16 protein-coding genes and 1 tRNA gene are annotated in these 17,122 nt (G+C 69.6%); 8 read left to right on the forward strand and 9 right to left on the reverse strand.

Features of this window, described 5'->3' with window-relative positions:
• Positions 1-45: 45 nt before the first annotated feature.
• A complete protein-coding gene (gene pepN, locus ACE3TE_RS06965) occupies positions 46-2,655 on the reverse strand; it encodes an aminopeptidase N (RefSeq protein WP_374603470.1) in 2,610 nt (869 codons plus the stop codon).
• Between the two features lie 66 nt (positions 2,656-2,721).
• On the opposite strand from pepN, the gene ACE3TE_RS06970 reads away from it, so the two are divergent.
• Together ACE3TE_RS06970 and ACE3TE_RS06975 are read left to right on the forward strand one after the other, a co-directional pair.
• Positions 2,722-3,672: a pyridoxal-phosphate dependent enzyme gene (locus tag ACE3TE_RS06970; protein WP_374603472.1), complete on the forward strand. Its 951-nt coding sequence runs from the start codon at positions 2,722-2,724 to the stop codon at positions 3,670-3,672.
• A 13-nt stretch (positions 3,673-3,685) separates the two neighbouring features.
• Positions 3,686-4,114 carry a ketosteroid isomerase-related protein gene (locus ACE3TE_RS06975; protein ID WP_374603474.1) on the forward strand — a complete coding sequence of 143 codons (429 nt, stop codon included), beginning with the start codon at positions 3,686-3,688 and terminating at the stop codon, positions 4,112-4,114.
• A 7-nt stretch (positions 4,115-4,121) separates the two neighbouring features.
• On the opposite strand, the gene ACE3TE_RS06980 is transcribed toward ACE3TE_RS06975, so the two are convergent.
• Genes ACE3TE_RS06980 through bioB form a run of 6 tightly spaced genes read right to left on the reverse strand, consistent with a single transcriptional unit; the run spans position 4,122 to position 9,230 of the window.
• On the reverse strand, positions 4,122-4,616 hold the full coding sequence (locus ACE3TE_RS06980) for a hypothetical protein (protein WP_374603476.1): 495 nt from the start codon (positions 4,614-4,616) through the stop codon (positions 4,122-4,124).
• Positions 4,613-5,326 carry a DUF4377 domain-containing protein gene (locus ACE3TE_RS06985; RefSeq protein WP_374603478.1) on the reverse strand — a complete coding sequence of 238 codons (714 nt, stop codon included), beginning with the start codon at positions 5,324-5,326 and terminating at the stop codon, positions 4,613-4,615. Before ACE3TE_RS06985 ends, ACE3TE_RS06980 begins: the two co-directional genes overlap by 4 nt.
• A gap of 50 nt (positions 5,327-5,376) precedes the next feature.
• A complete protein-coding gene (gene bioC / locus ACE3TE_RS06990; RefSeq protein ID WP_374603480.1) occupies positions 5,377-6,252 on the reverse strand; it encodes a malonyl-ACP O-methyltransferase BioC in 876 nt (291 codons plus the stop codon).
• Complete coding sequence (gene bioH / locus ACE3TE_RS06995) at positions 6,249-7,025, reverse strand: pimeloyl-ACP methyl ester esterase BioH (RefSeq protein WP_374603482.1); 777 nt, start codon at positions 7,023-7,025, stop codon at positions 6,249-6,251. The genes bioC and bioH overlap by 4 nt, the downstream gene beginning before the upstream one ends.
• Positions 7,022-8,215, reverse strand: a complete 1,194-nt coding sequence (gene bioF, locus ACE3TE_RS07000) for an 8-amino-7-oxononanoate synthase (protein ID WP_374603484.1) — start codon at positions 8,213-8,215, stop codon at positions 7,022-7,024. Before bioF ends, bioH begins: the two co-directional genes overlap by 4 nt.
• Before the next feature lies 1 nt (position 8,216).
• The gene (gene bioB, locus ACE3TE_RS07005) at positions 8,217-9,230 is read right to left on the reverse strand and encodes a biotin synthase BioB (RefSeq protein ID WP_374603486.1); all 1,014 of its coding nucleotides are present in this window, start codon (positions 9,228-9,230) and stop codon (positions 8,217-8,219) included.
• 219 nt (positions 9,231-9,449) lie between these two features.
• Here bioB and ACE3TE_RS07010 point away from each other — a divergent pair, with 219 nt between their 5' ends.
• Entirely contained in the window at positions 9,450-10,103 is a 654-nt protein-coding gene (locus ACE3TE_RS07010) for a double zinc ribbon domain-containing protein (protein WP_374603488.1), read from the forward strand.
• 10 nt (positions 10,104-10,113) lie between these two features.
• Here the strand turns inward: ACE3TE_RS07010 and ubiA are convergent, their stop codons facing one another.
• Positions 10,114-11,019 carry a 4-hydroxybenzoate octaprenyltransferase gene (gene ubiA / locus ACE3TE_RS07015; RefSeq protein ID WP_374603489.1) on the reverse strand — a complete coding sequence of 302 codons (906 nt, stop codon included), beginning with the start codon at positions 11,017-11,019 and terminating at the stop codon, positions 10,114-10,116.
• A 104-nt stretch (positions 11,020-11,123) separates the two neighbouring features.
• Here ubiA and ACE3TE_RS07020 point away from each other — a divergent pair, with 104 nt between their 5' ends.
• Positions 11,124-11,363 (forward strand): hypothetical protein, encoded by a 240-nt coding sequence (locus ACE3TE_RS07020; protein WP_374603491.1) that lies wholly within the window; start codon positions 11,124-11,126, stop codon positions 11,361-11,363.
• A gap of 19 nt (positions 11,364-11,382) precedes the next feature.
• On the opposite strand, the gene ACE3TE_RS07025 is transcribed toward ACE3TE_RS07020, so the two are convergent.
• Positions 11,383-14,160 carry an EAL domain-containing protein gene (locus ACE3TE_RS07025; RefSeq protein WP_374603493.1) on the reverse strand — a complete coding sequence of 926 codons (2,778 nt, stop codon included), beginning with the start codon at positions 14,158-14,160 and terminating at the stop codon, positions 11,383-11,385.
• 289 nt (positions 14,161-14,449) lie between these two features.
• On the opposite strand from ACE3TE_RS07025, the gene ACE3TE_RS07030 reads away from it, so the two are divergent.
• The 4 genes from ACE3TE_RS07030 (at position 14,450) to ACE3TE_RS07045 (ending at position 16,631) form a co-directional block, all read left to right on the forward strand.
• A tRNA-Arg gene (locus ACE3TE_RS07030) sits at positions 14,450-14,526 on the forward strand.
• 243 nt (positions 14,527-14,769) lie between these two features.
• Complete coding sequence (locus ACE3TE_RS07035; RefSeq protein WP_374603501.1) at positions 14,770-15,738, forward strand: IS5 family transposase; 969 nt, start codon at positions 14,770-14,772, stop codon at positions 15,736-15,738.
• 247 nt (positions 15,739-15,985) lie between these two features.
• Positions 15,986-16,429: a hypothetical protein gene (locus tag ACE3TE_RS07040; RefSeq protein WP_374603495.1), complete on the forward strand. Its 444-nt coding sequence runs from the start codon at positions 15,986-15,988 to the stop codon at positions 16,427-16,429.
• On the forward strand, positions 16,413-16,631 hold the full coding sequence (locus ACE3TE_RS07045; RefSeq protein ID WP_374603497.1) for a helix-turn-helix transcriptional regulator: 219 nt from the start codon (positions 16,413-16,415) through the stop codon (positions 16,629-16,631). Before ACE3TE_RS07040 ends, ACE3TE_RS07045 begins: the two co-directional genes overlap by 17 nt.
• Positions 16,632-17,122 lie beyond the last annotated feature (491 nt).

The following is a 17,122-nucleotide window of genomic DNA, read 5'->3' on the forward strand; positions in this document are numbered from 1 at the left end:
CCCTTAACTCACCCGGTGTTCACGAGCGCGCCCGGACGGCGCGGCTCAGTCCAGCAGTCTCTCGAGCAGGTCGCGCGCATCCGGCGAGGCCAGACGGCCGTCCAGCGGCGCCAGCGCGGCGCGGGCCCGGGCCCGCAGCGGCTCGGCCCAGCGGCGCCAGCTTTCGAAGGCGCCCAGCAGCCGCGCCGCGACCTGCGGGCTGACCGCATCCAGCGCCGCCACCTGGTCCGCGACCAGCTGGTAGCCGGCTCCGTCCAACCGGTGGAAGGCCAGCGGATTGGAACGCGCGAAGCTGCCCACCAGGGCGCGCACGCGGTTGGGGTTGGCGGGTTTCCACCAGGGCGTGGCCATCAGCGACTGCACGTCGCCGAGCGCATCCGGATGCGGTCGCGTCGCGACCAGGGCCACCCACTTGTCGGTGACCAGCGGATCGCCGGCATGGGCGTCCCGGAAACCGGCCAGCGCGGCGTCGGCGCCGGGCGCCTGGAAGTGCAGCAGGCAGCGCAGGGCGGCGATGCGTTCGGTCATGGTGCCGCCGGCGTCGAACTGGGCCTGCGCCAGGCGCGCTTCCGGGTCCAGGCGCGTCAGCCAGGCCAGGCAGGCGTTGCGCAGCGCACGTGCCGACATCGCCCTGCCCGACAGACCTTCGCGCGCCGCATCGGCCAGCGCCTCGTAGCGGACCTGCAGGCGCCCGACCTGGTCTTCGGCCAGGCGGTCGAGCAGCTCCTCGCGCCGGGCGACCAGCGCCTGCACGTCCACCTCGTCCAGCTGTTCGGCCAGGGTGTCGAAGTCCGGCAGGACCAGGCATTCGGCCACGAAAGCCGGATCGGCCTGCGCGTCGGTGAGCAGGCCGGCCAGCGCATCGGACAGCGCGCCGGTGGCGGCTTCGGCCTGCGGCCGTGCCAGCAGGGCCTCGGTCGCCAGGCGCTGCAGCAGGTCCCAGCGATTGAAGGAATCGGTCTCGAAGCGCACCAGGCGGGCGAGTTCGTCCACGCCCTGGTCGAAGACCAGCTTCACCGGTGCGCCGAAACCCTGGTTGAAGGCCGGCAGCGGCTTGTCCTCCAGCCCACGCCAGCGCAGCACATGGCGCGCGGCGGTGAGTTCGACCAGGCCATCGCGCACGACGGCGTCCGACTCGGGCGCCTGCGTCACCGACGTGCCGTCCGCGTCGAAAAGCCTGTAGCGCAGCGGGATCACCAGTGGCTGCTTGTGCTGCTGGCCCGGCGTCGGCGGCGTGTTCTGGTCGATGGTGAGCGTGTAGTCGCCGCTGGCGCCGTCGAAATCCGCGCTGACGGAAACCTCGGGCGTGCCGGCCTGCGCATACCAGCGCGCGAACTGCGTGAGGTCGCGGCCGCTGGCGGCAGCGTGGGCCGCAATGAAATCCTCCAGCGTCGCCGCCTTGCCGTCGTTGTCGGCGAAGTAGCGGTCCATGCCGGCGCGGAAGGCGTCCTCGCCGACCAGCGTGTGCAGCACGCGGATGATCTCGGCGCCCTTCTCGTAGATGGTCAGCGTGTAGAAGTTGCTGATTTCCTTGTAGCGGTCCGGGCGCACCGGATGCGCCAGCGCGCCGGCGTCCTCGGCGAACTGCCGGCCGCGCAGCAGGCGCACGACTTCGATGCGCTTGAGCGCGCGCGAATGCAGGTCGGAGCTGAATTCGGTGTCGCGGAACACCGTGAGCCCTTCCTTGAGCGAAAGCTGGAACCAGTCGCGAAGCGTCACCCGGTTGCCGGACCAGTTGTGCAGGTACTCGTGCGCGACCACCGATTCGATCGCCAGGAAGTCGGCGTCGGTGGCGGTGCTTTCATCGGCCAGGATGTAGCGGGCGTTGAAGATGTTCAGGCCCTTGTTCTCCATCGCGCCCATGGTGAAGTCCTGGGCGGCGACGACGTTGAACACGTCCAGGTCGTAGCAGCGGCCGAAGCGCTGCTCGTCCCAGCGCAGCGCACGTTCGACCGCGCCCAGCGCGTACTGGCAGCGCGCGACGTCGCTCGGTTCGGCCCAGATGTTGATCTCGACGTCGCGGCCCTCGGCCGTTTGCAGTCGCCGGCTGACCCGCTCCAGCGGACCGGCGGCGATCGCGAACAGGTAGGCCGGCGTCGGGTGCGGGTTTTCCCAGCTGGCCTCGTGGCGGCCGTCGCCCAGGTCCTGGCTGGCCAGGGGATTGCCGTTGGCCAGCAGCACCGGGAAGGCGTCGCGATTCGCGCGCAGCACGATGCGCCATCGCGGCATCACGTCCGGGCGGTCGGCCATGAAGGTGATGCGGCGGAAGCCCTGGGCCTCGCACTGGGTCAGCAGCAGGTCGCCGCTGCGGTACAGGCCTTCGAGCCGGGTATTGCCGGCCGGATGGATGCGCACGCGGGTCGCCAGCTCGCAGTCGCCGGACAGGCCGTGCACCACCAGCCGGCGGCCGTCATAGTCGTAGCGCCCCGGCGCCAGCGGCTGGCCGTCAAGGGTGATGTCCAGAAGCTCCAGGCCTTCGCCGTCCAGTTCCAGCGGCTGCCCGGGCTGCGCCGGATCGGGCGACAGGCACAGCCGTGCCGACACGACGGTGGCGTCGGGGTCGAGTTCGAACTGGAGTTCGGCGTGCGGGATGCGCCAGGCGGGCGCGGCGTAATCGGCGAGATGGACATGGCCATCGCCTCGGAGCTGGGTCATAGAGCAAAAATCCGGGGAAACTGCTGACTTTTGCTAGGCTAGCACGCGCACCCTGAAGCCCTGCCAATGCCGACCCCGACCCCTGTCTTCGACGACGTGCTGGCTGCGGCCGCGCGCATCTGCACCCACGCCGTACGCACGCCGGTGCTGCAATCCGCCGGCCTCGACCGCTGGGCCGGCGCGACCCTGCTGTTCAAGGCCGAACACCTGCAGCACGTCGGCGCGTTCAAGTTCCGCGGTGCCTGCAATGCGGTGATGGCGCTGGACGACGAAACCGCCGCGCGCGGCGTGCTCACGCACTCGTCCGGTAACCACGGCGCCGCGCTGGCGATGGCGGCCCGGGTTCGCGGCATTCCCGCCCACGTGGTCGTGCCAGAGGGCGCCGTGGCGTCGAAGCTGGCCAATATCGAAGCCCAGGGCGCCGCTATCCACCGCTGCGCGCCGACGCTGGCCGCGCGCGAGGCCACCACGCAGCGCCTGCAGTCCGAAACCGGCGCCACCCTCGTGCATCCCTACGCGAACAGCCACGTCATCGCCGGCCAGGGCACGGCGGCGCTGGAGCTGCTGTCCGAAACCGGCCCGCTCGACGCCCTGGTGGTTCCCCTGGGCGGCGGCGGCCTGGCCGGCGGCAGCGCGATCGCCGCCGCGGCCTGCCAGCCGGGCCTGGCCGTGTTCGCCGCCGAACCCGAGGGCGCCGCCGACGCCTTCGAGTCCCTGCGCCAAGGCCGGCATGTCACCGACCTGGTGCCCGACACGATCTGCGACGGCCTGCGCGCCACGCTGGGCGCCCCGAACCTGGCGCTGCTGCGGCAGCACGGCGTTACCGTACTGCTGGTGTCCGACGCCGAGGTGCTGGCGGCCACGCGCGAAGCCTGGGCCTGGCTCAAGCAGGTCATCGAACCCTCCTCGGCCACCGTGCTGGCCGCCGTGCGCCGCTACCCGGGGCACTTCGCCGGCAAGCGCGTGGGGCTTATCCTCTCTGGCGGCAACGTCGATCTCGACGCCCTGCCCTGGTGAACCGAGGAAAGCCATGATCGTCGACGGCACCCGCCAATCCGACCGCGCCATCGAACTGGTGCTGGCCTATTACGCCGCGTTCAACCGCGGCGACGCTGCAGCGATGCTCGACCTGCTCACCGAGGATGTCGCCCACGACATCAACCAGGGCGCGCGGGAAGTCGGCAAGGCCGCCTTCACCGCCTTCCTCGAACGCATGGCGCGCTGCTACCGCGAACAGCTGCGCGACATCGTGGTGATGGCCAACCAGGCCGGCGACCGCGCCGCCGCCGAATACACGGTGCACGGCGAATACCTCGCCACCGACGAAGGCCTGCCAAGCGCCCGCGGCCAGAAGTACGTGCTGCCCGGCGGCGCCTTCTTCGACGTGCGCGACGGCCTGATCGCGCGCGTCAGCAACTACTACAACCTCGAAGACTGGGTGGCGCAGGTATCCGGCTGACCGGGGCTCAGTTCACCGCCAGGAAGGCGGTGTCCTGGGCGCGGTCGAGCAGGAGCACCAGCATCGCGATCACGACGAACAGTTCGTTCCCGTCCAGGACTTCCACCTGGTGCCGGTCCTGCAGCGTCAGCAGATCCCCGGCCGAACGTGCCAGCAGCCGCGATCCGCGCCGCATCTCGAATTTCAGGTCGAAGAAGTTGCCGCTGATCCGCGCGCCGTCCAGCCCGCCGCCGACGACGGTGTACTGCCGGCTCCAGGACCACATCTTGCGCTGGACCTCGAAAACCCCGGCCTCGCCCTCGACCTCCCAGGTGAGCCACCAGGATTTGGGCTTCTTGCGAAGGCGCGCGACGACCTCGCCGGCGCGGATGATCGTCCAGGTCGGCCGGATCGCCGCGAACTCGCCGGTGGCCTGGTAGGCCGGCTCGCCGGCCTCGTCGGTGAACCGGATGTCACCCTTGAGCGAAAACCACTTCCTTGAAACGCACAGCCTTCTACTCATCGGCTGCGATCCAGGATTTCCTCGAGCACCCAGCGGCGCGCGCCGCCGTCGGCGGGCGCATTGGCGACGGTGTATTCGCGGATGCGCAGCACGTAATCCACGCCTTCCTGCCAGCTGAAGCCCTCGATGTCGCCGTAGTAGTGCTGCCAGGGCGCGCCGGGTTCGGTGCGCACCTGCAGGCACTGGGCAGGCGCGGCGCCGCTGCAGGGCTTGCGTTCGCCCGACACCAGCACGATGCGCTCGCGCCCGGCGCTGGTGGCGACGTCCTGGCTGTCGAAGGTCCAGCGCGCGCCGTCGCCGTCGACCAGGCGCAGCTGCGTGCCGCTGAATTCTGCGCGCAGCGGGCCGGCAAACGCTTCGAGCAGGTCCGCTTCACGCTGCATGAGTTCGCGCGGGCAGCCGCGCTTGGTGCTGGCGATCGCCGCGCCTTCGCCGCCCAGGCGCAGGGTGTCGCCGTCGCGGGTCCAGCCGCCGCGGTGGTTGTTGCAGGGGCCGGTCATCGAAAAGCTCGAGGGCGAGAATCGCAGCACCGCCGAGCCGGCGCCCTGGGTGGGCAGGTGGCGGTTATCGGGGCCGGCGACCAGGCGCCAGTCCATGTCGAGCAGGGGTTCGTTTTCCACGGGGCGGACCTCCCGGCTGGTGGGGGCCATGCAGGCGGTGAGCGCGAGGCAGGCGGCCGCGGCAAGGGCCGCCAGGGGGAAATGGCGCATGTGGGGTCTCCAACTCGACAGGGTCGGCCAGAGTCTAGCGCGACCCCGGCTCAGCGTCGGCGCAGCGGGATGCGGTCGGCGGGGAAACTGGCCAGGTCGGCGCCGCCGAGACGGCGCGGCGCGCCCGGTGCCGGGCCCCAGGCCTGCGCGGTGATCACTTCCCAGGTGCTGGGCAGCACGTCGCCGCGGCGAAGGGTTTCGTAGGCGGCCGTCACCTGCCGCAGGCGTTCGCGGCCGCCGAGGCCGCGCGGGCGATCGCGGCGGGCGTCGCTGGCGCCGATCGCGCGCAGTTCGCGCATCAGCGAGCGCAGGTCGGGATAGGTGAGCGTGTAGCTGTCGAGGTCGATCACCGGATCCCTGAAGCCCGCCGCCAGCAGCGCGTCGCCGACCTGCTGGATGGCCGCGAACGGCGACAGCGGCGGCACTTCGCCGACGCTTTCGTAGGCCTCGCGCAGCTCGGCCAGCGTGCCCGGACCAAACGTGGCGAACAGCAGCAGGCCCTCGGGCCGCAGCACGCGCCGGAACTCGGCCAGCACCGCCGGCAGGTCTTCCACCCACTGCAGGCACAGGCTGGAAAAAAGCACGTCGGCGCACTGGTCGGCCAGCGGCAGCGCGGTGACGTCGGCGCAGACCCGGCGCACCGGTCGCCAGAACCGGGTGTGCTTCGGCACTTCGCGCAGCATCGGCAGGGCGGCATCCACGGCCAGCACCTCTGCCTTGGGCCAGCGCTTTTTCATCGCGCCGGCGGCGCGGCCGGGACCGCTGCCGAGGTCGAGGATGCGGGCGGGCTGGCGGTCGTCGAGGTAATCGAGCTGCTCGAGCAGGCGGGTTTCAACCTCCTGCTGCAGCGCCGCGACGGCCGCGTAGTTGGGCGCGGCCCTGCCGAAGGCGCGGCGCAGCTGGCGACGGTCGAACACCGAACTCATGGCGGGCAGTCCTTGGCGAAATCGCGCAGCGCGCCGGCGACCGCATCGGCGTGGGTGAGGAAGGGCGCATGCCCGCCGTGCCGGACTTCATGGAAGCGGGCGTCGGGCGCAAGCCCAGCCGCGGCCTGCATAGCCGCCGGCGACACCAGCCGGTCGCGCCGGCCGGCCAGCCACAGGCTGGGCATGGCCAGCTCCGGCAGGTTCGCGCGCAGGTCGCTTTCTTCCAGCAGACGCAGGCCTTCGCGCAGCGCGTCGGCGCCGGGCTCGCCGTGGGCGAAGACTTCGCTGCGCAGCAGGCGCAGCTCGTCGCGCACGTGGTCGGAGCCCTGGGCTTCGAGCATCAGGAAACGGTCGAGCGTGCCGCGGTAGTCTCGGCCCAGTTCGCTGCCGAAACCGCGGAACACCGACGGGTCCATGCCGGTGGGCCAGTCGTCGCCGCGAACGAAACGCGGGCTGGCGGCCAGCATCACCAGGCCGCGCACGGCGCCGGGATGTTTCACCGCTGCCTGCAGGGCGACCAGGCCGCCGAGCGACCAGCCCAGCCAGATCGCCCGCGCCGGAACCTGGGCCGCGACGGCGTCCACCGCCGCGTCGAGCGCCAGCGGCACGCCCGCATCGGCGCTGCGGCCATGGCCCGGCAGGTCGACCAGATGCACCTGGAAATCGGCGACCAGCGCGTCAACCAGCGGCGCGAAGATGCCCGCGTGCATGGCCCAGCCATGCAGCAGCACCAGGGGCTGGCCCTGGCCGTGGACGGCGTGGAACAGGCTCATGCCGGGATCGGGTCGGCCGCGGGTTTCACCGCGTCGGAAAGCGCGGCGAGCAGGCCATCGACGTCGGCTTCCGAATGCTCCACCGACAGGGTGATGCGCAGCCTCGCCTGCCCTTCGGGCACGGTCGGCGGCCGGATGGCGGTGACCAGGTAACCACTCTCTTCCAGCGAACGGGCGGCGGCCAGCGCCGACGCGTTGTCGCCCAGCACGATCGGCTGGATCGGCGTGAACGATTCCTGCAGCGGCAGGCCGCGCGCCGAAGCCCCGCGCCGGAACCGCATGACCACCGACGCGAGCTTGGCGCGCCGCCACGATTCCTTGCGGATCAATGCCAGGCTGGCGCGCATCGCGGCGGCCATCGCCGGCGCCGGCGCGGTCGAGAAGAGGTAGGGGCGCGCGGTTTCGGCAACGTGGCCAATCAGCGCCTCGCTGCCCAGCAGCACTGCGCCCTGGCCGCCAAAGGCCTTGCCCAGCGGCACCAGCAGCAGCGGCACTTCGCGGGCACCCAGGCCGGCCACGGCCAGGCTGCCGCGACCTTCCGGTCCCAGCACGCCGATGCCATGGGCGTCGTCGACGTAAAGCAGGGCGTCCTGCGCGCGCGCCACCAAGGCCAGGTCGGCCAGCGGCGCGGCATCGCCGTCCATGCTGAAGACACCGTCGGTCGCCAGCATCGCCGCGCCCTCGCGACGCGACATCAGCTGGCGCATCGCCGCTTCGACGTCGGCGTGCGGATAACGCTTGAGTTCGCAGCCGGCCAGGCGGGCGCCGTCGATCAGGCAGGCGTGGTTGAGCTTGTCCTGCACGCAGATGTCGCCGTCCTGCAGCAGCGACTGCATCACCGCCAGGTTGGCCTGGTAGCCGCTGCCGAAGAACAGCGCGCGCTCGAAGCCCAGCCAGTCGGCCATTTCCTGTTCGAACAGCGCGTGTTCGGCGTGGTGGCCGGTGACCAGCGGCGAGCCGGTGCTGCCGACGCCGTGCCAGGCCGCCGCTTCCTGCAGGGCCGAAACCACGTCCAGGTGCTGGCCCAGGCCCAGGTAATCGTTGCCGCAGAAGCTGGTCAGCTGGCGGCCGCCGACCAGCACGCGCACGCCTTCGCGGCTCTGGATCTCGCGCCGGGGCCGGAGCGCATCGCGGGCCGCACGGTCGGCCCGGGCGGCGGCAAGGCGGTCGGCGAACCGGATGCGGGGCATGTCAGGCGGCGCAGCCGGCGGCGGGTTCGACGATGTCGGCGTGCACGGTCTTCGATTCGTGCACCACCGGCATCGGCCGCAGGCCCAGGCGTTCGAACAGGGCCTGGTCGGCGGCCACGTCCGGATTGCCGGTGGTCAGCAGTTTTTCGCCGTAGAAGATCGAGTTCGCGCCCGCCAGGAAACACATCGCCTGCAGCTCCTCGCTCATTTCGGCGCGGCCCGCCGACAGCCGCACCATCGAGGCCGGCATCATGAGGCGGGCGACGGCGATCGTGCGTACGAACTCGAACGGATCCAGCAGGGCGGTGCCGGCCAGCGGCGTGCCTTCGACCTGCACCAGCCGGTTGATCGGCACCGAATCCGGGTGCGCCGGCAGGTTGGCCAGGGCCTGCAGCAGGCCGGCGCGCTGGTCGCGCGACTCGCCCATGCCGACGATGCCGCCGCAGCAGGTTTTCATGCCGGCGTCGCGCACGTGTTCAAGCGTGTCCAGGCGGTCCTGGTACTCGCGGGTCTTGATGATGTCGCCGTAGAACTCGGGCGCGGTGTCGAGGTTGTGGTTGTAGTAGTCCAGGCCGGCATCACGCAGGGCCTTGGCCTGGTCGCCCTTGAGCATGCCCAGGGTCGCGCAGGTTTCCAGGCCCAGGGCCTTCACCTCGCGGATCATCTCGGCCACTTTCGGGATGTCGCGGTCCTTGGGGCTGCGCCAGGCGGCGCCCATGCAAAAGCGCGAGGCGCCGGCGGCCTTGGCGGCGCGGGCGCGTTCGAGCACCGAATCGGTGTCCATCAGCTTCGTCGCTTCGACGCCGGTGTGGTAGCGCGCGGCCTGCGGGCAGTAGGCGCAGTCCTCGGGGCAGCCGCCGGTCTTGACCGACAGCAGGGTCGAAACCTGCACCTCGGCCGGGTCGAAGCGCTCGCGGTGCACGGTGGCGGCGCGGTAGAGCAGCTCAGGGAAGGGCAGGTCGAACAGGGCGAGGACTTCCTCGCGCGACCAGTCGTTGCGGATGACGGCAGGCATGGGCGTTCCCTGATGGTGCGGGAAAATGAAGAGCGGCAGTCTGTTGGGCATGCCCCACCCTGTCAACCAGAAACAGCCCCCGGAAGTTGACGGCCCGGCCCCGGCCGGGGGGATGCCGGGAGCCCGACGCTACGCCGGTCGCGGGCTGCGTTACCGTGGACGGGATCACGTTCCGTGAGGTCCTCACCACGCGAATTTTTCGCCGGCCTCGGGACGGCCTTGTTGCCATGGCGCTGCCTGGTCTGCGGCGATGCCGGCGCCGGCGCCGACCTGTGCCCGGCCTGTCGCCGCGACCTGCCCTGGAACCGGTCTGCCTGTGCCCGCTGCGGGCTGCCCCTTCCGCGCCCGACGCCGCGCTGCCGGCGCTGCGTTGGCCACCGGCCGGTCCAGGCCAGTACCCGGGCGGTGTTCCGCTATGCGCCGCCGCTGGACCGCCTGCTGCCCCGGCTGAAATTCCACGGCGACCTCGCCGCCGGGCGACTGGTGGCGGGACTGCTGGCCGAAGACCTTTCCGGGGCCGCAAGGCCGGACGCGCTGGTGCCCATCCCGCTGCATCGACGGCGCCTGCGGCAGCGCGGCTACGACCAGGCCCTGGAACTGGCCCGGCCGCTCGCCGGCACCCTGGCCCTGCCCCTGCTGGCCGGTGCCCTTCAGCGCTGTCGTGCCACCGCACCGCAGTCCGAGCTCGACGCGCGCGCGCGGCGAGGTAATGTGCGCGGCGCGTTCCGGCTCCGGCCCGGGCAGGCACTGCCGGCGCACGTGGCGCTGTTCGACGACGTCATGACCACCGGCGCCACCCTGGCCGAGGCAGCACGACTGCTGCGGCAGGCCGGGGTGGCGAGGGTGGACCTGTGGGTCGCCGCGCGGGCCTAGCTTCCGGCGGTCAGCCCAGCGCGTAGTGGCCGGCGATGCCGGCGAAGATCGCCAGGCCCACCCACTGGTTGGAAATGAAGGCTTCGAAGCAGTGTCCGCGGGCGCGGTCGCGCGCGATCCAGAACTGCCGCAGCACCAGCACGATCGCCACGGCCAGCGCCACGTAATAGAAGATGCCCAGCCCGGCCCGGCCACCGACCAGCCACATCGCCCAGGCGAAGCCCGCGTACAGCAAGCCCTGGGCCACCAAGTCGGCGTCGCCGAACAGGATGGCGGTGGATTTCGAGCCGGCCCGGATGTCGTCCTCGCGGTCGACCATCGCGTACCAGGTGTCGTAACCCGTGGTCCACAGCAGGTTGCCGAGGAACAGCAGCCAGGCCAGCGGCGGCACCGTGCCCTGCACCGCGGCGAAGGCCATCGGGATGCCCCAGCCAAACGCAACGCCCAGGTAAACCTGCGGCAGGTAGGTGTGGCGCTTCAGGAATGGATAGGTCGCGGCCAGGAACGCGCCGACGACGCTGAGCAGGATCGTCAGCGTATTGGTCAGCAGCACCAGCCCGAAGGCGACCAGCATCATCACCACGAACAGCGCGAGCGCCTCGCGCGGGCTGGCCGCGCCGGACGCCAGCGGGCGGTGGCGGGTACGTTCGACCTGCGGGTCCAGCCAGCGGTCGGCGTAGTCATTGATGACGCAGCCGGCCGAGCGGGTCAGCCAGACGCCGGCGCTGAATATCAGCAGCAGGTGCCAGGGCGGAAAACCTTCGGCCGCCAGCCACAGCGCCCACCATGTCGGCCAAAGCAGCAGCAGGATGCCGACCGGGCGGTCGCCGCGGATCAGCAGCCACCAGGTTCGCAGGCGCGCGCGCCAGGCCGGCGACGGCGCCCCGGCAGGCGTCGGTTCGAAGGGTCGGGACATGGCGCGAAGCCTAGCAGAGCGCCCCGCGGCGCGGCAGCGCACTTGAAGCAACCCGCGACTGTCCCCATGCTGTTTTCCGACTCCCCCCAAACGAGGTCGAAAGCATGAGCGCAGGTCAGGGTTCCGCCGGCAACGTCATCGCCGCCATCTGCAGCTTCTTCGTGCCCGGCCTGGGCCAGCTGGTCCAGGGCCGCATCCTCTCGGCCATCACCTGGTTCCTGCTGGCCTGCGTGGCGTTCGTCGTCACCTGGCTGCTGACGCTGTCACTGCTGCCGTTCGGCTGGTTCGTGATCAGCGTGTTCTCCTGCATCCACGCCGCGGTGTATTCCCCGCCCGCCAGGTAAGCGTTGCGGCGGCGCGGGCTCAGGCCTGCGCCGCCAGCCAGGTCGCCATTTCCTCCGGCGCCAGCGGTCGGGTGAACAGGTAACCCTGGGCTTCGTCGCAGCCCTGCTGGCGAAGCAGCTGCAGTACGTTCTCGGTTTCCACGCCCTCGGCCACCACGCTCAGGCCCAGGGCGTGGCCCAGGCTGACCACGGCGTGGGTGAGTTCGAGCATGTTGGGCATTGAATCCATGCGGCTGACGAAGCTGCGGTCGATCTTGAGGTTGCGCAGCGGGAAACGGTGCAGGTAGCCGAGGTTGGAGAACCCGGTGCCGAAATCGTCGATCGACAGCGTCACGCCGTTGGCCTTGAGCAAGGCGAAGGTGTTGCGCAGGACCTCGCTGTCGCGCATCAGCGCCGACTCGGTGATTTCCAGGACCAGGCGATCGCTGGGCCACTGCTCGCGCGTGCAGGCCTCCAGGACCTGGCTGGCGAAATCAGGGTCGCGCAGCTGCAGGGCCGAGACATTGACCGCGATGCGGCCGAACTGCAGTCCGGCCTCGTGCCAGCGCCGCGCCTGGCGGCAGGCCTCGCCCAGCACCCAGCGACCGATCGGCAGGATCTCGCCGCAGTCCTCGGCGATCGGGATGAACTCGGTGGGAAAGCGCGATTCGCCCGCGGACGTCGTCCAGCGCAGCAGCGCCTCGATGCAGGCGACGTTGTTGTCCTTGAGCGAAATCGTCGGCTGGAAGGCCAGGTGCAGCTCGTTGCGCGCCAGCGCCTGGCGCAGGTCCTGTTCCAGCGTGACGCGGCGCTGCACGCGCTCGTAGAAGCTGGCGTTGTAGAACTGGAAGGTGTTGCGGCCGGCGTCCTTGGCCGCGTACATCGCGGTGTCGGCGGCACGCAGCATGGATTCGAGATCGGGATTGGTCTCGCCCAGCAGCGCGATGCCGATGCTGCAGCCCACCTGCGCCTCGCCGTGCGCCAGGTTGATGGGTTGGCCCACGGCTTCGATGATCTTGCGCGCCACCACCGCGGCGTCCTCGGGGCGGGCGATTTCGCGCAGCAGCACCAGGAACTCGTCGCCGCCCAGGCGGCCGACCAGGTCGGAGGCGCGCACGCAATGTCTCAGGCGGCCGGCGATTTCCTGCAGCAGCAAGTCGCCGGCTTCGTGGCCCTGGGTGTCATTGACGTACTTGAAGCGGTCGAGGTCGAGGAACAGTAGGGCCAGCGGCTGGTCGTTGCGGCGCGCGAGTTCGATTGATTCCTCGGCGCGCTGGCGGAACAGGAAACGGTTGGGCAGCCCGGTCAGGGTGTCGTAGTGGGCGAGCTGCTCGATGCGTTCGCCGGCCTCGTGTTCCTCGGTGATGTCCTGGGTTAGGCCGGTGATGCGGTAGGGCTTCCCGTCGCGCAGCTCCAGGCTGCCGGTGACTCGCAGCCAGATGCGGCGATCGTCCGGGGTGATGTAGCACAGGTCGGCGCTCTGTTCGGGCAGGTGTTCCCTGAGCATGCGCTGGAACGCGACCTGCAGTTTCTGCGCCGATTCGGGCGTGTAGTGCGGCAGCGTGTCCTCGAAGCGCAGCGGCTTGCCCGGCTCGAGGCCGTGGATGCGGTAGTTTTCGTCGGTCCAGTGCAGCTCACCGGTTTCGACGAACAGCTCGAAGCCGCCGATGCGGCCCATGGCGGCGATGCGGTCGAGCAGGTCGTTGCGCCAGCGCGAGTTTTCCTCGGCCTGGCGCTGCTCGGTGATGTCGTGCAGCACGCCGACCAGGCTCTGGACGCGCCCGTCCTCGCTGAGGATGGCCTCGGCGCGGGCCTGCACGACGCGGCGTTCGCCGTTGGGCCGCAGCATCACCACTTCCAGCGCGTACGGCTTGGCCTGCTTGAGCAGGGCGATCGAGGCCGCATGCAGCTTTTCGTAGGATTCGGGCGTGAACAGGTGGCGCTGGTTGCGGAACTTCGGCGGCGATTGCTTGTTCGACAGCCCGACGATCCAGTACAGCTCGTCCGACCACCACAGCGCGTCGCTTTCCGGGTCCCAGCTCCAGTTGCCCAGGTGGGCGACGTGCTGGGCCTGGTTGAGGATCAGTTCGCGTTCGCGCAGCTGCGCCTCGATCTGCTTGTAGTCATGGATGTCGGTGTGGGTGCCGACCACGCGCTGCGGGCGCCCGGCGCTGTCCCAGGTGATGGCGCGGCCGCGGTCGAGCACCCAGCGCCAGCGGCCGTTGGCGTCGCGCACGCGGTAGTCGACGATGTAGTTCTCGCGCTCGCCGGTGAGGTGGGCGTGCAGCGCCACCTTCATGCGCGGGCGGTCGTCGGGGTGGATCAGGCCCTGCCAGGCGTCGAAACTGCCGGCGAAGGCGTCGCGGGCGTAGCCGAGCATCGTGAAACACCGGCCCGAACGGTAGACCTGGCCGCGCTCGGCATCCCAGTCCCACAGGCCGTCCTGGGCGTTTTCGAGAGCGAAACGCCAGCGGGCGCGGTCGGGGGATTCGGCCAGGTCCGGGGCTTCGTCCAGGCTGAATACGCTGATGGTGTAACCGATGACCTTGCCATCGGCGCCGGTGACCGCACGCAGCAGGCAATCCAGGGTGTACTTCGGGGTCTCGTGCCGGTGCTGGACCTCCCGGTCCGGATGTTCAGCCAGCTGGCGCATGCCGTCGGCCAGGGCCTGGCGCAGGTCGGCTTCGAGCTGCCCCCCCACGAGGCTGCGCGCCCGGTCGTTGCCCACGATCACCCGCCCCTCGGTGTCGAGCGCCAGCAGGGCGCGTCGCGAGGGGTGCTGCAGGAGGCTGGCCAGGAACGCGTGGTCTGCGTTCACGTCCGGGCCGGAGGCGGCGTGGGGAGGAGTGGCATCGGGCATACGTTAGCCCCAGCGTCACATAACTGCAGCCCCCGAACCGTGCCTGACCCCACAATTCCCCTACGGCGCCCTTCCCCGCTGCGCTGATGCGGGCCGCATGGCATAATCGCCGGCCACGCGCCTGTAGCTCAGCCGGATAGAGTAGTGGCTTCCGAAGCCCCTACTCACCCCCTGCCGGACCCGGGTAAAGTGGCACAGGGCCTGAACTCAGTTTCAGGGCCCCAGCAGCAAAAAGTCCTTTAAAAACGCGCCCGTAGCTCAGCCGGATAGAGTAGTGGCTTCCGAAGCCATTGGTCGGGGGTTCGAATCCCTCCGGGCGCGCCAACTCCTCTGTGACAAATCTGTGCCCTGGCTGTGCCAAGTTCCTTGGCTCGGATCGGGCGGACATGAGTAAAGGCTGGCCACACCCTGCTGGGGCTGCACTGCGGCGGCACGGGACCCCACCCACCCGGTTCGACCTACGGCGACTGGGCGACGTATGCTCGGCCCAGCAGGGACCTTGGGGAAACTCTGAACAAATCAGCCTGACTGGGCGACAATGGCGCACCGTATCTGGAAAGACGATCGATACAGCTGACGTTCGGTGACGCCGAGGACCTGGGCCAGCGCAAGCAGACGCGCCGGGAGCTGTTTCTGGCCGAGATGGAGCAGGTGGTGCCCTGGAAGGCGTTGTTGGCGCTGATCGAGCCGCACTACCCGAAGCGGGGCCGTCCGGGCCGCCAGCCCTACCCGCTGGTGGCGATGCTGCGCATCCATTTCCTGCAGCAGTGGTATGCCCTGAGCGACCCGGCGATGGAAGAAGCGCTTTACGACACGCCGGTGATGCGCCGGTTCGCCCAGCTGGGCGGGCTTGCCGATATTCCCGACGAGACCACGATCCTCAATTTCCGCCGTTTGCTCGAGCGCCACGGCCTGGCCCGCAAGATCCTGGCGAAGGTCAATGCGCACCTGTCGCGCCAGGGCCTGAGCCTGCGCGACGGAACGATCGTGGACGCGACGATCATTGCCGCGCCGAGCTCGACCAAGAACCAGGATGGCGAACGCGACCCGGAGATGTGCCAGACCAAGAAGGGCAACCAGTGGCACTTCGGGATGAAGGCGCATATCGGCGTGGACGATGAATCGGGGCTGGTGCACCACGTGGAATGCACGGCGGCGAACGTGGCGGATGTGACCCAGATGCACAAGCTGCTGCATGGGCACGAGGAGACGGTGTGTGGCGACAGCGGCTACACCGGGGCGGACAAGCGCGCCGAGTTGCAGCATGTTGATGCGGGCTTGCTGATCGCGGAGAAGCCGTCGAAGCTGCGGGCGATGAAGAACAAGCGCGCCCGGCACTACGCCGCGCGGTGGGAGCACTACAAGGCCAGCGTGCGCGCGAAAGTCGAGCATCCGTTCCGGGTGATCAAGCGGCAGTTCGGCTACACCAAGGTGCGTTACCGCGGGCTGGCGAAGAATGCGGCGCAGGTGTTGACGCTGTTCGCGTTGTCGAACCTGTGGATGGCGAGGCGACGGGTGTTGCAACCGACGGGATAGATCCGTCCGATGGACGGGAAAGCCGGTCGAAAACGGCTCAAAATGGCGTAGATTTGGTCAAACCGAGCCTGGTCGGGCGCTCGACGCCGAAATCAAGCGGTCAAGGCGCGTTGATCAGACCTTCCCTAGGGGAATGCCAGTGCAGGGCAGGCTGGCTGCCGCCCCGGGTGCCCGCCGCCGCTTGACACCGGAGTAACCTTGCGGTTACATGTAACCCTTAGGTTACACACCGGAGGGAGACAACCCCATGGCAGACGACTACGAAACCGCCGACAAATTCGCTCAGGGCCGCGCGATCATGGCGCCCTTCCTCGGCCTGCTGGTGCTGCTGATGCAGCAGGGCATCTTCTTCGCCTGGGACTGGGGCAGCGACTCGCTGCTGCAGATCCTGGTCTGGATGGGCTTCGCCGTGCTCATGCTCCTGCTGCTGCTCACGGGCGGTGGCTGGTTCCTGTCGAAGCGGGCGCGCGGCCTGGCCAACGACGAAGTGACGAGGGCCAACCGCCAGCGCGGCATCACCATCGGCTTCGTGGTGGCGATGGTCACCGGCTTCCTGGTCTGGGCCGTTTCGCCCTTCGAGCCGCTGCATGCCCAGCGTGCCGCCAACCTCATCGTCAGCATGGGGCTGGGCTGTGCCTTCGTCGCCTACGGCATCGCGGAACTGGTGGCGACGCATGCCCGCGACGCTTGAGAACCACATCGGCCACTTCCGCGAGCAGCGCGGCTGGACGCAGGCGCAGCTGGCCGAAGTGATGGGTGTCAGCCGCAAGACGGTGAACACGGTGGAGAACGGGGTGTTCTGCCCGTCGGTGGTGGTGGCGTTGAAGTTCGCCGCGGCCCTGGGGCAGCCGGTCGAAGCCCTGTTCCAGCTTGAGAATGAGTCGGCGGCTTAGGGCTGCGCCGAATACAGAGAAAAACTCCCAGTGCCCCCAAGCTTGCGCTTCAACTCAATGCCTGAGATGCCCGGGGCGGACACTGGAGCCTTACCGGGGAGAAGCGCATGCGGGTGGTCTACAGCGAATCCATGAACGCGCCGGCGCAGGGCGGTTCGCCCAGCATCGTGGCGCAGCCGCGAAGAGGTGGAATGGGAGACCCTGGACTGGATCGACTGGCATAACGACCGGCGACTGCTGGGGTCGATCGGCAACATACCCCCGGCAGGAGACGAGGCGGCATACGACGCCGGCAACACAGGTCACGCCATGGCGGCGTGACTCAGACGAAAGGGCCCCCGGAGAAGCCGGGGCGATTCAGTGTGCCCTACAGCGTCTTGCGACTTGTCAGCGCAAAGCTGGCAACGATCCAACGGCGACCAGCATTTCATCAAATACCGCTCGAACCCTTCCCGGAATGGGGCCACGCTGAGGCCGATAGACGTACAACC

The organism is Arenimonas sp. (genome assembly GCF_041919775.1).
Classification (GTDB): domain Bacteria; phylum Pseudomonadota; class Gammaproteobacteria; order Xanthomonadales; family Xanthomonadaceae; genus Arenimonas.

Bases quoted from the DNA above. Each gene is read 5' to 3' on its own strand.
- pepN (WP_374603470.1), bottom strand. From the start codon at position 2,655: ATGACCCAGCTCCGAGGCGATGGCCATGTCCATCTCGCCGATTACGCC.
- ACE3TE_RS06970 (WP_374603472.1), top strand. From the start codon at position 2,722: ATGCCGACCCCGACCCCTGTCTTCGACGACGTGCTGGCTGCGGCCGCG.
- ACE3TE_RS06975 (WP_374603474.1), top strand. From the start codon at position 3,686: ATGATCGTCGACGGCACCCGCCAATCCGACCGCGCCATCGAACTGGTG.
- ACE3TE_RS06980 (WP_374603476.1), bottom strand. From the start codon at position 4,616: ATGAGTAGAAGGCTGTGCGTTTCAAGGAAGTGGTTTTCGCTCAAGGGT.
- ACE3TE_RS06985 (WP_374603478.1), bottom strand. From the start codon at position 5,326: ATGCGCCATTTCCCCCTGGCGGCCCTTGCCGCGGCCGCCTGCCTCGCG.
- bioC (WP_374603480.1), bottom strand. From the start codon at position 6,252: ATGAGTTCGGTGTTCGACCGTCGCCAGCTGCGCCGCGCCTTCGGCAGG.
- bioH (WP_374603482.1), bottom strand. From the start codon at position 7,025: ATGAGCCTGTTCCACGCCGTCCACGGCCAGGGCCAGCCCCTGGTGCTG.
- bioF (WP_374603484.1), bottom strand. From the start codon at position 8,215: ATGCCCCGCATCCGGTTCGCCGACCGCCTTGCCGCCGCCCGGGCCGAC.
- bioB (WP_374603486.1), bottom strand. From the start codon at position 9,230: ATGCCTGCCGTCATCCGCAACGACTGGTCGCGCGAGGAAGTCCTCGCC.
- ubiA (WP_374603489.1), bottom strand. From the start codon at position 11,019: ATGTCCCGACCCTTCGAACCGACGCCTGCCGGGGCGCCGTCGCCGGCC.
- ACE3TE_RS07020 (WP_374603491.1), top strand. From the start codon at position 11,124: ATGAGCGCAGGTCAGGGTTCCGCCGGCAACGTCATCGCCGCCATCTGC.
- ACE3TE_RS07040 (WP_374603495.1), top strand. From the start codon at position 15,986: ATGGCAGACGACTACGAAACCGCCGACAAATTCGCTCAGGGCCGCGCG.
- ACE3TE_RS07045 (WP_374603497.1), top strand. From the start codon at position 16,413: ATGCCCGCGACGCTTGAGAACCACATCGGCCACTTCCGCGAGCAGCGC.